Origin of the sequence: Nocardia sp. NPDC004168 (assembly GCF_040610355.1) — a bacterium.
Classification (GTDB): domain Bacteria; phylum Actinomycetota; class Actinomycetes; order Mycobacteriales; family Mycobacteriaceae; genus Nocardia; species Nocardia sichangensis.
Window position 1 is genome coordinate 436897 of record NZ_JBEXME010000003.1, and the last position, 15151, is coordinate 452047.

The 15151-nt window shown below is 67.5% G+C and carries 14 protein-coding genes; 8 read left to right on the top strand and 6 right to left on the bottom strand.

All coding sequences use genetic code 11. The annotated features are described in order from the left end of the window. Window positions 1-9 precede the first annotated feature (9 nt). The 3 genes from ABZW96_RS09095 to ABZW96_RS09105 are packed head-to-tail and all read right to left on the bottom strand — an operon-like array spanning window position 10 to window position 3928. Window positions 10-897, bottom strand: coding sequence for a lysophospholipase (locus ABZW96_RS09095; RefSeq protein WP_355072824.1), 888 nt, complete (start codon window positions 895-897; stop codon window positions 10-12). Beyond that, window positions 894-2264: a M20/M25/M40 family metallo-hydrolase gene (locus ABZW96_RS09100; protein ID WP_355072825.1), complete on the bottom strand. Its 1371-nt coding sequence runs from the start codon at window positions 2262-2264 to the stop codon at window positions 894-896. The genes ABZW96_RS09095 and ABZW96_RS09100 overlap by 4 nt, the downstream gene beginning before the upstream one ends. After that, window positions 2261-3928, bottom strand: a complete 1668-nt coding sequence (locus ABZW96_RS09105) for a CocE/NonD family hydrolase (protein WP_355072827.1) — start codon at window positions 3926-3928, stop codon at window positions 2261-2263. The genes ABZW96_RS09100 and ABZW96_RS09105 overlap by 4 nt, the downstream gene beginning before the upstream one ends. Window positions 3929-4039: 111 nt before the next feature. Here ABZW96_RS09105 and ABZW96_RS09110 point away from each other — a divergent pair, with 111 nt between their 5' ends. Beyond that, on the top strand, window positions 4040-4954 hold the full coding sequence (locus ABZW96_RS09110; RefSeq protein WP_355072829.1) for a DMT family transporter: 915 nt from the start codon (window positions 4040-4042) through the stop codon (window positions 4952-4954). Window positions 4955-5286: 332 nt separating this feature from the next. On the opposite strand, the gene ABZW96_RS09115 is transcribed toward ABZW96_RS09110, so the two are convergent. Then, complete coding sequence (locus ABZW96_RS09115) at window positions 5287-6396, bottom strand: glycosyltransferase (RefSeq protein WP_355072831.1); 1110 nt, start codon at window positions 6394-6396, stop codon at window positions 5287-5289. An 8-nt stretch (window positions 6397-6404) separates the two neighbouring features. Next, window positions 6405-7145, bottom strand: a complete 741-nt coding sequence (locus ABZW96_RS09120) for a polysaccharide deacetylase family protein (RefSeq protein WP_355072833.1) — start codon at window positions 7143-7145, stop codon at window positions 6405-6407. A gap of 614 nt (window positions 7146-7759) precedes the next feature. On the opposite strand from ABZW96_RS09120, the gene ABZW96_RS09125 reads away from it, so the two are divergent. Both ABZW96_RS09125 and ABZW96_RS09130 read left to right on the top strand, forming a co-directional pair. Then, window positions 7760-8203: a hypothetical protein gene (locus ABZW96_RS09125; protein WP_355072834.1), complete on the top strand. Its 444-nt coding sequence runs from the start codon at window positions 7760-7762 to the stop codon at window positions 8201-8203. A gap of 62 nt (window positions 8204-8265) precedes the next feature. After that, a complete protein-coding gene (locus ABZW96_RS09130; RefSeq protein WP_355072836.1) occupies window positions 8266-9000 on the top strand; it encodes a DUF4191 domain-containing protein in 735 nt (244 codons plus the stop codon). A gap of 74 nt (window positions 9001-9074) precedes the next feature. Here ABZW96_RS09130 and ABZW96_RS09135 read toward each other — a convergent pair whose 3' ends face one another. Further along, window positions 9075-9530 carry an RDD family protein gene (locus tag ABZW96_RS09135; RefSeq protein ID WP_355072838.1) on the bottom strand — a complete coding sequence of 152 codons (456 nt, stop codon included), beginning with the start codon at window positions 9528-9530 and terminating at the stop codon, window positions 9075-9077. A gap of 252 nt (window positions 9531-9782) precedes the next feature. Here ABZW96_RS09135 and glnA point away from each other — a divergent pair, with 252 nt between their 5' ends. The 5 genes from glnA (at window position 9783) to ABZW96_RS09160 (ending at window position 15150) form a co-directional block, all read left to right on the top strand. Beyond that, the gene (gene glnA, locus ABZW96_RS09140; RefSeq protein ID WP_355072839.1) at window positions 9783-11219 is read left to right on the top strand and encodes a type I glutamate--ammonia ligase; all 1437 of its coding nucleotides are present in this window, start codon (window positions 9783-9785) and stop codon (window positions 11217-11219) included. A gap of 405 nt (window positions 11220-11624) precedes the next feature. Beyond that, window positions 11625-11918 carry a hypothetical protein gene (locus ABZW96_RS09145; protein WP_355072841.1) on the top strand — a complete coding sequence of 98 codons (294 nt, stop codon included), beginning with the start codon at window positions 11625-11627 and terminating at the stop codon, window positions 11916-11918. Between the two features lie 37 nt (window positions 11919-11955). Continuing rightward, complete coding sequence (locus tag ABZW96_RS09150) at window positions 11956-12303, top strand: hypothetical protein (RefSeq protein WP_039796978.1); 348 nt, start codon at window positions 11956-11958, stop codon at window positions 12301-12303. A 130-nt stretch (window positions 12304-12433) separates the two neighbouring features. Then, a complete protein-coding gene (locus tag ABZW96_RS09155; RefSeq protein WP_039796979.1) occupies window positions 12434-12754 on the top strand; it encodes a hypothetical protein in 321 nt (106 codons plus the stop codon). A gap of 89 nt (window positions 12755-12843) precedes the next feature. Next, window positions 12844-15150, top strand: coding sequence for a hypothetical protein (locus ABZW96_RS09160; protein WP_355072843.1), 2307 nt, complete (start codon window positions 12844-12846; stop codon window positions 15148-15150). Window position 15151: the final 1 nt, after the last annotated feature.

Genomic DNA, 15151 nt, shown 5'->3' on the forward strand with positions numbered 1-15151 from the left:
GGAGAGATACTACTGTTCGGTAAGGTGCGCTTCCAGCCAGCCGACGACGTCGTCGAGCACCTTCTGCTGCTCGGGCTCGTTGAACACCTCGTGGTAGAGGCCCTCGTAGCGGATCACCGTGAGGTCCTCCGACCCGGCGCCCCGCTCGATGAGGTCGGAGCTGGACGGCGCGGCGATCGCGTCGGCGGTGCCGTGCAGCACCAGCAGCGGCACGGTGACCTTCGCCAACCGCTGCTTGACCGTATTCGTCGCGCTCAGCATCTCGGCGCCGGTGCGCGCGGGCAGCATGCCGCGATAGACCAGCGGATCGTTGTCGTAGGCCGTGACGACTGCCGGGTCCCGGCTGATCTGCGACGAATCCAGTTTCAGCACACCCAGATTCGGGGTGAGCCTGCTCAACACCGGTGCGAGCATGCGCTGCACCGGATTGCCCACCGGGATGTCCAGCGGCGGGGCGGACAACACGATGCCCGCCACGTCGATCGGCGCGCGGGTGGCCAGATACAGGGTGATCAGGCTGCCCATCGAGTGCGCGACCAGGAAGCGCGGCACGCCGGGCTGCTCTCGGGTCGCGATGTCCAGCATGGCGGCGACGTTGTCCGCGGCGCCCGCCATGGAGCCGATGTTGGCTTTGCTGCCCGCGGACTTCCCGTGCCCGATGTGATCGAGCGCGTAGACCGCGAAACCGGCGGCGACCAGACGCTGTCCCACATGGGCATAGCGGCCGGAATGCTCCGCCACGCCGTGCACCAGGACGATCACGCCCCGCGCCGCGCCCTCCGGCAGCCACGCCCGCCAGGCGACTCCGCTGCCGACACCGTCGAACTCGCCGGACTCGGTGCGAATCGCGGTCGGCTCGGTGGGCGCGGTGTCGCCCGCGGTCGGCTCGGTCGTCATCCCTGCGCTCCTGACGTCGAAGGCGCGCCGACCGTAGCGAAATGCTCGATCAGCCGCCGGTTGAACTCGATGAGTCGAGCGTAGTTGACTCGCGAGATGCGCTCGTCGGTTCCGTGGATCGAGGCCAGGTCGCGCTCGTCCAGCACGATCGGGGCGAAATTGCACCGGGTGCCCGCCAGGTCGTCGTAGTGCCTGGAGTCGGTGGCGCCGGGAACGATGCCGGTGGTCACCGCGATGCCGGGGACGACGGCGCGGGCGAGATCGGCGATCAGATCGAATGCGGGGCCGGGCCGCGTTATCCGCGACGGCTCCGACGACATGCCTACCAGATCGAATCGAATCCCCTTGTCGCGCACGACTTTCCGGCAGTGCGCCAGCACCGAGGCGACGGTGTCGCCGGGCAGGATGCGGAAGTTCACCATGGCCTCGGCCCGCTGGGGCAACACGTTCGCCCGCACTCCGCCGCGGATCACCGTCGGCGCCGTGGTGGTGCGCACCATCGCTTCGGTCTGCGGCTGGGCCGCCATCACCCGGGTGACCACCGGTGCGGCGAGATTCGCCAGGCCCAGCAGCAGTCGCCGCGGCGCGGGCATGACCTCGCGCACCCTGGTCAGCATGTCCGCGATCACCGGGGTCAGGCGCAGCGGCATCGGATGGTCCTGGATGCGGCCCACCGCCCGCGCGATCCGGCCGACCGCCGTCTGCCTGCCCGGCATGGACGAGTGCCCGCCGACCTCGGTGACCGACAACCGGACCGTCGCGTAGCCTTTCTCGCCGAGCATGATCGTCGCCACCGGCTGCCGCACGCCATCGACGACGCCAGCGGTGATCACCCCGCCCTCGTCGAGCAGCAACTCGGCGCGCACGCCCGCCTGCCGCAGATGCTCGGCCATGCGCTCGGCGCCCTCGCCGCCGAAGACCTCCTCGTCATGCCCGAAAGCCAGGTACACGGTGTGCCGGGGGCGCAGGCCCGCGGCGAGCGCCGATTCGGCCGCCTCCAGGATGGCGAGCACGCGGCTCTTGTCGTCGATCGCCCCGCGGCCCCAGATGAACTCGTCGTCCACCACTCCCGCGAACGGCGGGTGGGTCCAGCGCTTGGCGTCGTCCACCGGGACCACGTCCTGATGCGCGAGCAGGATCGCGGCCACCCGGTCCTGGTCGGCGCCCGGCCAGCGGTAGAGCCTGCTGTGCGCGAACTTCCGCAGTTCGAGTTCGGCGTGCACCCGGGGGAACGACGTCCGCAGGTGCGCGTCGAGGCGGTCGAACGCCGCGCTGTCGGTGTCGCGCGGGTCGTCGGTGGACACCGTCGCGCACCGCAGCGCGGTGGCGAGGCGTTCGGCGGTCAGGTCGTCGACCGGCTCCGTCATCGGTCACCGGTGCGGTCGGGCAGATTCATGGACACCGTTGCATTGTTCAACATGCTCGGGTCGAGGGCGATGGTCTTCTCGTTTCGCCACTTCACGATGCCTTCGGTGAGCTCGCCCGGCAGATCGGGGCGGCGCGTCGCCGTCAACAAGGGCAACTCGATGCTCGCGGAGGCCACCGTGACCGCGGCGAGGGCGGGGGAGTGCGACCACACGTCGTCGACCACGTCGGTGATCCGCACGCCGATCCGGTGGCCCGCGGCGATCGGCCAGTCCTGCGCGAGCAGCCTGACCGCGGCGGTGTCGCGGACCGGGGCGATCCCTCGGGTGATGACGGTCGCGCGAAGGTCGGGCGCGATGTCGTAGAGCTCGACCGCGACCGTCGCGTTCGGCGGGCCGCTGAGCCGGAGGATGGCGGTGGGAATGCCGGACAGATGCTGCTCGCCGGTAAGCGGCGCGGAGACCGACCAGATCTCGCGATCGGGTCCGGGAATCAACCCGCGATCGGTGTAATCGCCGGTCCGCAGCTCGACCGGAACCCGCCGGGCGTCGGCGGGCGGCCAGGCGCTCTCCGCGCGCCAGCGGCCGTCGAACTGGCCGACGGTGATCGGCGGGCCGGGCACCCGCACGTCGCGGGCGGCGACGTGCTTGTCGAAGAACGCGAGCAACTCGGTGTCGAAGTGGGGCGTGCCGCATTTGTCGTGGCAGGTGCGGTGTCCCCACTGGCCGAACCAGGCGCGGTGCTCGCCGGGCCCGAGGCCGTTCCACAGATCGAACACACGGTAGGCACGGGTGTTGTAGTCGACGAAGCCTTGACCGAGGAACAGCGGAATCGTGGCGCCGCGCAGCCGCGCGACGAGGTCGCGATCGCGCCAGAAGGCGGTGTCGGGATCGTGGTCGCCGATCTGGGTCAGGTATTGCTGGTAGCACTGCCACGGCAACTGCGTCGCGTTCGCCTGGTATTCGCCGGAGTCTTCCGGACGCGGTGGCGTCGAGGCGATCAGCAGGTGCTCGAGTCCCGCGAAGTCGGCGGGACGCACGCCGCTCTCGGTGATCGGTTTGCCGGAGAACTTCCACGAGACGCCCTGCATGTACAGGTAGGAGTACGGGTCGACGACCGGCTCGAACGCGCCCACTGCCGCGAGGCCCTTCGGGGCGGCGGCCAGGCCCATCAGGCCGGTCCAGGCTTCGTACGACGTGCCGAACAGCCCGACCCTGCCGGTGGACCACGGCTGGCTCGCCGCCCACTCCACGGCCGTGGCGACATCGGCTCGTTCCCCCGGCCCGCCGAAGTCCGGGCAACCGTCGGAGCCGCCGAACCCGCGCAGGTCGACGATGACGTAGGTGTAGCCCGCGTTCAGGAAGAGGTCGGCGGTGAGGTTGTCGGTGGACGGGCCGCCGGTCAGGCGCGGCTCGCTCAGATAGGCCAGGTGCGCGCGATACGGACTGACGGTCAGGATGACGGGTGTGCGGGTGTCGTCGGAGACACCGGCCGGGCGCAGGATGTCCGCGTGCAGCCGGGTGCCGTCCGTGCCGTCGATGAACGCTTGCTTCCACTGATAGGGCACCGCCAGCGGTTCGGCGGCCGCTCGCATCGGGGTGAACGCGGCCAACAGCAACAACAGGCCGCACAGGGCACGAGACAGGACGGCTCGTTCGATCACCATAGGACTATCGAGTCTGCCCGGACGGCCGTCCAGCCCCCGGAACCGGGGTGGTCGTCCAGTAGCCGGGCGAACGCCATCCGGTGTTCATCCGGACCGGTCAGCATCGAGGCCATGCCGGAGCGCGGTTTCGGGTCCGTCGACTCGGTAGGGACGGTCGGTTTGGCGTTGTCGGCCGCGTTCCTGTTCGCGGTGTCGGCGTTCCTGCAACAAGGCGCTGCCAGGCAGGCGGCCACCGCGTCCGGGCAGGGACGATTCCTGGTGATCGCCGCGATCGCTCGTCGTCTGATCACCGACCGCCGCTGGCTGGCCGGACAGGGCGCGAACGTGGCCGGATTCGTCGTGCACGCCGTCGCGCTGCGCTTCGGCGCCATCGCGGTGGTGCAGGCGCTGCTGGTCGTGCAGTTGTTGTTCGCGCTGCCGTTCGCGGCATTGCGGCGTGGTCGCGCGCTGCTCACCAGAGACTGGGCGGGGACGTCGGCGGTGTGCGCGGGGCTGATGCTGCTCGTCGGGCCGGGGATTCCCGAGCATTCGGCGGTGCGCACGCAGCTGCTCCCGGGGGCGTGCGCGGGGGTGTTCGGCACGGTCGTCGTGTTGTTCGGTCTGTCCCGGACGGTCCGCTCCACCCAGGTGCGGTCCGCGCTGGTGGCGGTGGCGGCGGGCTGCTGTTTCGCCACTACGGCGGTCCTCGTCGTGGTGGCGACGAGGACGCTGCCGGACCCGAGCTGGGCACTGCTGGGCATTCCGGTGTCCACCGTCCTCGGCGGCATCCTGACCCAGGAGGCGTACGCACGCGGGTCACTGCCCACGGCGCTGACCGCGATGACGATCACCGACCCGGTGCTGAGCTACCTGGCCGGTCTCACGCTGTTCACGGCGACGATCCACCCGCGCCCGACGCTGCTTGCCTGCGCGGCCACCGCGGTGCTCGTCGGTGTCGCACTGCTGGCGAATTCGCCGACGCTGCACGACGAGCGGGAGATGTCGGCGGAAGCGCCCCGCCCGGCGGTACGGGCGAAGGCCGGGTGAACTCCGGCGCAATGCGGGGGCGCGCTGACCGGAGGAAGGGGATCCGACGGGCACGAGCGGGGCGAACCACCGGGCCGATGCGAGCATCCGGCGCGATACCGGTCGCTGGGCATCCTGCGCGGTTGGAACCGGCGAATCATTCGCCGTGAGCGGCATTCGCACGCCGAGGCGCGGTGACCCGCACTTGCCCCATCGAGGCCAGCGCACGTGCCTTTGCCCGGCTCGTCGACGCCGGGAGTCCTGCGCGGAATCGGCGGCACGCAGGTCGACGCCCCGGGTGGGCGACTTCAGCGGTTGGATCAACGCGATCGTGCCAACGCCGGGGTTGTTCCTCAGGCCGAGCGGGCCGGAGTCTCGTAGTCGGCGTAGAGCGCGAGCATGCTCTGCACCGTCGCCGACCACGGAAAGCGTTCCGCCGCGGCACGGGCCGAGCGACGACGCTGGGCCGCGGGCAGGGCGAGCAGTTCACGCACGCCGTCGGCGAGGCCGCGCGGAGTCCCGTCGCAGATGAGGCCGGAGCCGGGGTCGCCGACGAGTTCGCGAGCCGCGCCCGCCGCGGGAACGACGACCGGAGTCCCGCAGGCGAGCGCCTCCAGCACGGCGAGGCCGAAAGTCTCGGCAGGGGAGGGAAACACGGCGACATCGGCCGCGGCGACCAGGGCGGCCATCGCGGTCCGGTCGGTGAGATGGCCGTGGAAGAGGACCGGAAGCCCTGCCGCTAGCTGCTCCAGGCGAGAACGCAGCGGGCCGTCCCCGATGACCGATAGCACGCAGCGCACACCGGATTCGACCAGGACACGGACCGCCTGGATGGCGCATTCGGCTCGTTTCTCCCGGGACAACCTGCTCACCAGGACCAGTCGCACCGGATCGTCGGAGCGGTCGTCGCGCCGGTTCTCGGTCGACGGGCGAAAGGTCGTGAGGTCGACGCCGAGCGGGATCCTGCGCACGTTGCGCGCGCCGACCCGGTCGAACTCGGCGGTGGCGAAACGCGAAGTGACCACGACCTTCTCGGCGCGCACCCAAAGCCGCCGGTTGGCCAGGTCGGCCGCGGCGGTGAGCGGGAAGCCGCGCGGCACCCGCGAGCGCAGGATGGCGTCGATACGTTCGTGGGAGAACAACACCAGCGGAACGCCCGCCCCGCGCGCCCACGGCGCCAGCCAGCGGACGCTGAGTTTGTCGCTGCACTCGAGCACGTCCGGGGCCAGCCGATCGAGCACGGCACGGGTGCGCCGGGCGGTGAGCACGTGATAGCCGGCATCGCCGAACTTGGGGCTGCGCACGGTGATCCGATGCCCGGACGCGGTGTGCTCGTCGGCGTCGCGCGGACCGGGCACGACGAGGACCCGGTCGTGCCCCGCCGCCGAATAGCCGCGTCCGATTTCGTCGAGGCACGTGCGCAAACCGCCGGAGGCGGGAGTGTAGAAGTTGGCGATCTGCACGATCCGCACTAGTCGACCGCCGATCCGACCAGCTGGCGATAGGTGATCGCGTGCGCGCCGGTGCGCAGCACCGCGTCGATGGCGCGCAACGTGGTGTCGCGCAGGCCCGGTCTGCTCAGATCGTCGGGATGCAGCGCCAGCCGGACCAGCCCGCCGCGTTCGGCCGTGCGGCGCGCCGCCGTCTCCAGCAGCGCCGCGCCGAACCGCTCGGACCAGCCACCGCCCGGCCGGTGCGAGAGCGCGAACCCGTGGAACCGGCGTCCGGTGCGCAATTGCTCGGCGCCGAAGTGGGAGGTGGTGTACGTGAACCCCGCCGCGCGCAACGCCTGTTTCGCACCGGGCGAGGCGAGCCAGCCCGGCGGCGTGAAACCGGTAGTCGGCAGACCGGCTTCGATCATCACTTCGGTGGCGGCGCGCAGTTTCACGGTGGCCGTGCCGACATCGATGGCGGCGAACTCGGCCGCGCCGCGCGCCACCGCATGCGCTACCGCGCGGCGCGGCCGATCACCCTCGGGCCCCGCCCGGTGCGACCACCCGTGCACCAAGACGTCGTCACCGGCCTGCCTGCGCTCCCGCAAGCACGCCGCGTAATCGGGTTCGTCGGCCAACCGCCTGCCCCGCCACGGCCCCGGTATCACCAACAACGACACAGGAATTCCGAACCGATCGGCATCGGCGCACCAGCGCTCCGTCTCCGCCGCACTCGCCGGTGCGACGTCATGGACGCTCACCACCAACCGCGCACACACGTCGGGGAAGCTAACACCGCCCGGTGACCGTCAGCTGAACAGCGCGGTGCACTCGGCTGAAAGATGCGTACCGCCGATCACCAGATGTCCGTCCAGGCGGGCCGCACCGGCAGATCGAAGGCGACGGAACGCTCGCACCAGCAGGGGCGCCTATGCGTTTTCCGGAACCCGGGCATGCGACGACTCGGCCCGTGGTCGAGGTGAACAGGTACTGGGTTCCCACCCGATACCGCTCCTACTCGTCCCACGCCGGACTCCATGCGGCCGAGACGAAATCCATAGCGCGATTCCAAGCGCGAACCCGAACGCTACGGTCTCCCATCGAAAGCATTCCGCCGGACCCATTCCTGCGTCGGCGGAAAACGCCGGGGCGGAAACGAAAACCTCAATTGCGCTCCGGGGTTTCCGCTGCCTGATCCGTGCGCGCCGCACCGGCCCGACTCGGTGTCGCCGGTGGAGACGCCGCAGGTCCGGCTGGTGCTCGGCCGAGAGCCGATACGGGATATGGCAAACGGCTATAGCCCGAATGAACTACGCAACGTCGCAACGAGTTTCGTCTGGTGTCCCGGCCGGGTCGGCGTATGATCAGGCCAGTGCGAATACCCGGGGGAAGAATGAGCGAGCCGGCGACAGCGGACTGGGAACGGTTCGTGCAATCGCTGGCGCACTGCCTCTCGGAGCTGCCCTCGCGGGCAACCCTGATCATCGCCGCCCCCGGAAATCGCTATGTCCAATTTGTCCAATACGACATCAAATTGTCCGCCGAACTGGCCGGGAACAATTACCTGAGCAACCCGATCCCGGAGACCGCCGCACAGGAGTTGCGCGCACTGGGCTGGCACGAGCCCGCGGATCGGCACGACGCGGACAACTGGACAAGGATCCTCTTCTGGCCCATCGCGCCGAGCAGCTTGCTCGAGTTCGCGCGCTCGGTCGCCGTCGGCCTGCGCGACGCCCTGGGTGTGGCGGCGCCGGTCGAGTTGCGCGCGATGGGCTGGACCGAGGCCTCGGGTGACCTGGATCTCACCGTGCTCGGATCGATCGCGCGCCGCGGGTAGCGCCCGGTCGGGCCGCTGTCCCACGGCGAAGCCGCGACTACCTGGGCACTATCCTGAGAGTCATGGCAGCAGGTAAGCCCACCAAGGAAGCGAAGGCCGCGGCGAAGGCGGCCCGCAAGCAGCAGTCGAGAGAACGCCGCAAGCAGTTGTGGCAGGCGTTCCAGATGCAGCGCAAGGAAGACAAGCTGCTGCTGCCGCTGATGATCGGCGCCCTGGTCGGCATCACCGCCGTCTTCGCCGTCATCGGCCTGATCTTCGGGCTGACCTGGTTCCTGATCCCGCTTGGCGTGGTGCTCGGCGCGCTGGTGGCGTTCATCATCTTCGGCAGGCGGGTGCAGAAGAGCGTCTACCGCAAGGCCGAGGGGCAGGCGGGCGCCGCGGCCTGGGTGCTGGACAACCTCCAGGGCAAATGGCGGGTGAGCAACGGCATCGCCGCCACCACGCAGTTGGACGCGGTGCACCGGGTGATCGGCCTGCCCGGCGTGGTGCTGGTCGCCGAGGGCTCACCGCAACGGGTCAAGTCGCTGCTCGCCCAGGAGAAGAAGCGCACGGCTCGGCTGATCGGCGACACCCCGATCTACGACGTCGTCATCGGCAACGACGAAGGTCAGATTCCGCTCAAGGACCTGCAGCGTTACCTCACCAAGCTGCCGCGCAACATCGACACCAAGCGGATGGACCTCATCGAAGGCAGGCTGGCCGCCCTCAGTGCGCGCAGCGGGCCCGCCCTGCCGAAGGGGCCGATGCCTGCGGGCGCCAAGATGCGCGGCGTGCAGCGCACCATCCGCCGCCGCTGACCTGCTCGCTCGAAAGGCCCGCCGCCCCGCCCGGGGTGCGGGCCTTTCCGGTCGTCACCGCGCGGGTCGGAAGATCAGCGTGAACGCACCAGCGCCGTTCCGGTCGCGCGGTCGTGCATGCCGCGCCCGTCGGCGTCGGTGAACAGCGCGGGCACCACGAACACCAGCAGTACCTGCCTGGCCAGCGCCCGGACGAAGCCGACCGGCGCAGCCGCGTCGATGCGCACCGTGCGCAGCCGCAGGAAATACTGCCCCGGCGTGAACCCGAAGAGCGTGACGGCGCCGACACCGATGACGAACCAGATCAGCAGCGTCAAGCTCGACGCCGAACCGCTGCGCGTGATCAGCGCCGCGATGCCGAGGGCGATCAGCCAGTCCACGAAAAGGGCGGCGATGCGGCGGCCCATACCGGCCAGCGAGCCCGCTCCGGCCTTCGGCAGGCCGAGTTGCGCCCCGGGGAACTCGGTGGTTGCCGGGCGACCGGAGTCGGCAGGAGGTCCGGAGAGCCAGGAGCCGGTGATGCGTGCCATGCACCCCAGAATAGGCGCGCCCGGACCGGCGCCCGGTACCGCATAAGCGGAGTTCAGCCTCCCCGCGCACCGCGGCGCGGGCAGGACTACCATGCATTTCGAGTCATGGTGGTCAGTACCACGCTGCCGGACGCACGTGTAACACCGGCGAAACAAATCCTTGACTGCCGGGAAACACGGCATCCATAGCGTCTGGTCGCGACGAACCCATGCAAGCGACACTGGCTGGGAACCGATCCGTAAGGAGAACAAGTGACGTTCAGCACGGCCGACGAGGTCATCAAATTCATCGCTGACGAGGACATCGAGTACGTCGACATCCGGTTCAGCGACCTGCCCGGTGTGCAGCAGCACTTCTCGATCCCCGGGAAGGCCTTCACCACCGACCTCGCCGAAGAAGGGCTAGCGTTCGACGGCTCCTCAGTCCGTGGGTTCCAGTCCATCGACGAGTCGGACATGCTGCTGCTGCCCGACTTCTCCACCGCGCGTGTCGACCCGTTCCGCGCCGCCAAGACGCTGAACCTCAACTTCTTCGTGCACGACCCGTTCACCCGGGAGGCCTACAGCCGCGACCCGCGTAACGTCGCGCGCAAGGCGGAGGAGTACCTGCGTTCCACCGGCATCGCCGACACCGCGTACTTCGGCCCCGAGGCGGAGTTCTACATCTTCGACTCGATCCGCTACGACTCGGCCATGAACGGCGCCTTCTACGAGATCGAGTCGGTCTCGGGTTCCTGGAACACCGGCGCGGAGTTCAACCCGGACGGCACCCGCAACCGCGGCTACAAGGTCCGCAACAAGGGCGGCTACTTCCCGGTCGCGCCCTACGACCACTACGTCGACCTGCGCGACAAGATCTCGACCAACCTGCAGAACTCCGGCTTCGAGCTGGAGCGCGGCCACCACGAGGTCGGCACCGCCGGTCAGGCCGAGATCAACTACAAGTTCAACACCCTGCTCGCCGCGGCCGACGACCTGCAGCTGTTCAAGTACATCGTCAAGAACACCGCGTGGCAGGAAGGCAAGACCGTCACCTTCATGCCGAAGCCGCTCTTCGGTGACAACGGCTCGGGCATGCACGTGCACCAGTCGCTGTGGAAGGACGGCAAGCCGCTGTTCCACGACGAGGCCGGCTACGGCGGCCTGTCCGACCTGGCCCGCCACTACATCGGCGGCATCCTGCACCACGCGCCGTCGCTGCTGGCGTTCACCAACCCGACGGTGAACTCCTACCACCGCCTGGTCCCCGGCTACGAGGCCCCGATCAACCTGGTGTACTCGCAGCGCAACCGCTCCGCGGCGGTCCGCATCCCGGTCACCGGCAACAACCCGAAGGCCAAGCGCCTCGAGTTCCGCGCGCCGGACTCCTCGGGCAACCCGTACCTGGCCTTCGCCGCCATGATGATGGCCGGCCTGGACGGCATCAAGAAGAAGATCGAGCCGCTGGCCCCGGTCGACAAGGACCTCTACGAGCTCCCGCCGGAGGAGGCCAAGAACATCCCGCAGGCCCCCACCAGCCTCTCGTCGGTCATCGACCGCCTCGAGCAGGACCACGACTACCTCACCGAAGGCAACGTCTTCACCGAGGACCTGATCGAGACCTGGATCACCCTCAAGCGCGAGGGCGAGATCGCCCCGGTGAACCTGCGGCCGCACCCGTACGAGTTCGAGCTGTACTTCGACGTGTAAGCCCTTCCGGGCTTCTGACGTGCGGCGGAGCGCTAACCAAGGGTCCTCCGTCCGCAGTTCGTCCGCAGTAGGTTCCCGCGAGTCCGCCTGTTCCGCGACCACTTCACTGGTTGCCGAACGGGTGGACTCGTCTGCGTCCGGGAACGAACGCCGATTCCCAGATATGGGAAGTCCTTGGCGGAGTGGCAAGAATGGGCCAGTAAACTTTGCGGGTGGAGGTGGCATGCGTAGAGAGTTGAGCGCCGATCCGAGTTCGCGTCCGACGCCTTCGCTGCCGGACGCGCCTGTTCGGGCGGTCTCCGAGCCATTCATTGTTGGCGAGAAGACGGCTGGTCACCTGTCCGAGGGGGTGTGATCGTGGCGGACATCTGGCCCCGCGACATGCACCCGGAAACGATATCGGCGGTGGAAAGCGGTCGGGCGGTGGTGAACACCATCGATGACATGCTGGAACGGGTCGATCGCATCCGCGCCCGGCGCCCTTCGCCCAGTTCTCGAGTGATTCCGGAAGTGGACGGGATGGGCAGGCTGACCGCTCTGTACATCGCGCCCGGGACGGTCGCCAGCGCCGCGAGCGGCCAAGAGATCGCCGCCGACCTTATGGCTGCGATCCGGGACAGTACTGTCGACGCCCTACGGCAGCACAAGATCGCCGTCAAGGAAACGACCCTGCCGAAGGTACCGTGGCCGCAGCCCTGACTCGCCGGTGCGGTCGACGCTACCCAGGAGTGATGCCGTGACAGAGCTGGATACGTCGGACGTCGCGGGAGCGGAAGCCCCGCCCGATTGGCGTAATTTGATCTACGAGGTGTTCAACCCGGACTATTCGGTCGGGGTGGCCTGCGACCGCAGCGGCATGATCGTCGGTCTGCATCTCGGCGATGAAGTGCTCGAGCATCCCGACAGCTGGCTCGCCGAGGAGGTCCTGCGCGTCGCTCGGCTGGCTCACCAGAAATCTCGGGTGGGCCGACGCGCCGAGCTGCTGTACCGGGGCGGATTGCCCCATTTCGCGGACTCGTTGGAGTTGCCGACCGAGGCCGACTACAACCTCATGGAGAAGACGGAGTTCGCTCGAGACCTCTGATCGCGAACTCGGCGGAACTGGACTTTCGCGGTTGCGTCGGTGTCCAGCCTCAACCCTCCGGCCCTGGAGTCCCCAGTGATGGGGATGCCCGAGAATGGGGGGAGCCGGTGGGAATGGAGAGTTCGTCGATATGGTCAAGGAATTTGCTCAAGATCCGCATGAGCTGCGCAGGCTGGGTAACGCCAACCGCGCTGCCAGCGCTCCCGCCTACGAACGGGCCGATAGAGATCCCGATTTCGCGGCCGGCGAGATCGAGCGGATCTTCGGTAAGGCAGCCAATGCGTACAAAGTGTTCACCCAGAAGTACGTCACTGAGAGTAGCAACGGTTATACCGCTCTGGGCGATGGGCGATACGCTACCGGTGACCACTCGACGACGGCCGGGGACACCTTCGAGATCTCGGATATCGATGGCGGCGCGTACGTGCGCAGGACCAACCCGAATGTATGAGGCGTAGGTATCCGGGTAGGAGGATGTGGAATGGCTGTTCCCGGCTCGCGAACAGTTCGGTGTCACGTGGGTGATCGGGGGTTGAACTGATGGGTGACATCGACGGTGGCATCCTCAATCGGGAACAGAGAATCAAAGAGGGGGAATGGCTCTATTCCCAGAACAAGCAATACCGGATGGGTATGCGCGATGGCCAGATGGTCATCGAACATGTTCCCACCGGCAATGTCATTCATACATCCGGCGAAAAAGGTAGCGACGCCAACCAGATCAGATTCGAGGATCAGGAGGGATCCGGCAGCGAGACCAGGCTCGAGCTCCACGACAAGGATGACAATGAAATCCATGCGGTATCGGAGCCCGGCGACAAAAAACACGAAGGTGGCGCAGCCACCGATGACTGGGATGATGAAGACGACGGGGTCGGGCAATATGTTCTGACGAACGACGGACAGTTGATCGCCGTCAAAGACAAAGTCGGCGACAATTGGGACGGCAATCGCCCGGCGGACGGCAACATCGTCTGGTTCGATGAGCTTCCTGCCGATGTCGCCAAACGAAAGTTCCTGGGGCAGGACGCCGACGAGAACGACATCACCGACGGCAAGAAGATTTCAGATTTCAAACTGGAAATCAGAACGCCGCCGGGAAAAGTCTCCCCCGAACTCAAGGCGTTCATCGACGTAGCCAATTCTCAGCTGCTCTATCTCATGGCTCAGATGGGCAGTGGGAAGCCCGAGAAACCAAAATTCCTGATTTCCCCCGAAAAAGGCAAGGACGACAACTGGCGCGACGACAATCTCGCCGACTCCTTCATTCAGCAACTCGAGCATCGTGGTCACGGTTCGGGCTACACCGAAGACGCCTACAATTCAGCTGTTTTCTACCTCAACGGCCTGGCGGACCAGTGGCAGAGTGGGGACCTCAAGTTCGAGCAGGCGACCGAGGAGCTTTCTCGCACCAATTACTCGTACTACCGCAGTATGTACAACAAGATCCAGGACACCCACGACAAGATCTGGGACAAGCTCAACGACGGTGTCGCGGGAAATCATCCGGGTGGGTCGAAAATTTACACGGATGACGGCATACAAAATGTTGCCGAGGAGGCGCCGCTTTACGGTCTGATCCGTGATGCGGTGAAATTCTGCACCGATCAGGTGATCGCATACGCGGATAGGGCCGCGCAGCTTCCGTTCCCGATCGGCTCCGGTTCCGGGTCGGGCTCGGGATCCGGGTCGGGCTCGGGGTCCGGGTCCGGTTCGGGCTCGGGTTCCGGGTCCGGTTCGGGCTCTGGTTCGAGCTCTGGCTCGGGTTCGGCGTCCAGCCCCGCTAACAGCCCAGCTACCCAGCACACCAGCGCCGGCCAGACGGCCGCCCCCCCGTACACCCCTCCGTATACGCCTCCCGCGTCGTCCCAGGGCACCACCACTCAGCCGGTCAGCACGAGCCAGGACTTCAGCTCCACGTACGACGACCTGCTCGGGTCGACCACGGACCCCACCGGTTCGGTCGACAGCACTCAGCCCACCCTGGGCAGCGGTACGGGTGGCACCGCTTCGAGCTCGGATCTCGGTTCGCCGGTCTACGCGTCGATGCCGACCGGCACCGGGACCGGCACGGGCACCGGCACGGCCACACCCGCCGCCTACACCACGCCGGCTGCCAATACGGGTAACAACATGAACGACATGATGGGCCAGATGGCGCTCATGAATGCCTTGGGACAAATGAACCAGCCCCGTACTCAGCAGGCCGGAGACGATAGGTACAACGACGACCGGGACTCGCGTGAGGAACGGCAACGAGAACGGGAACACGCAAGGGAGGAGCGCCGCGCCGCTCAAACGGCCAACGCCCAACAGGCTGCTCAGACATCGCCTACCGGTGTGACGGCCCCGGCCTATGCGGGCAGTCCGCCGCCGGTGACGACGCCGGGCACAATGGCGGATGTCCAGATCGGCGATAAGACTGTGCATGCATCGCAGCCGGTGGCGAAGGCTTTGACCGAGCAGGGGCAGAATGTCGCGATAGATGCCGTATCCGCGTATAAGGGAACTGCGGGGGAGTTGTCGGCGGAACATCCGCCTCGGGTGGTGAATAATCTTGAGGCGCTCAATACGGGTGATATTCTTCAATGGGAGAGACACAGTGCGCTGATTGTCAGGGAACAAAATCAATTCTTTGTCCTGGATAACGGTAATCTCATTCCTTTCGATCCCAAGCATCCACCGCTGGAAGACAAGTACGGTGTCTCCACGGGCTACATCCACCCGACCGGTTTGGACACCGGCAATGCAGACCTCGGTGCTACGGCTGCGGCACCGCCGCCGACCACGAGCCAGGCGCCGCCCACCTCGCCGCCGCCCGTGCCGCCACCACCGCAACAGACCTGAG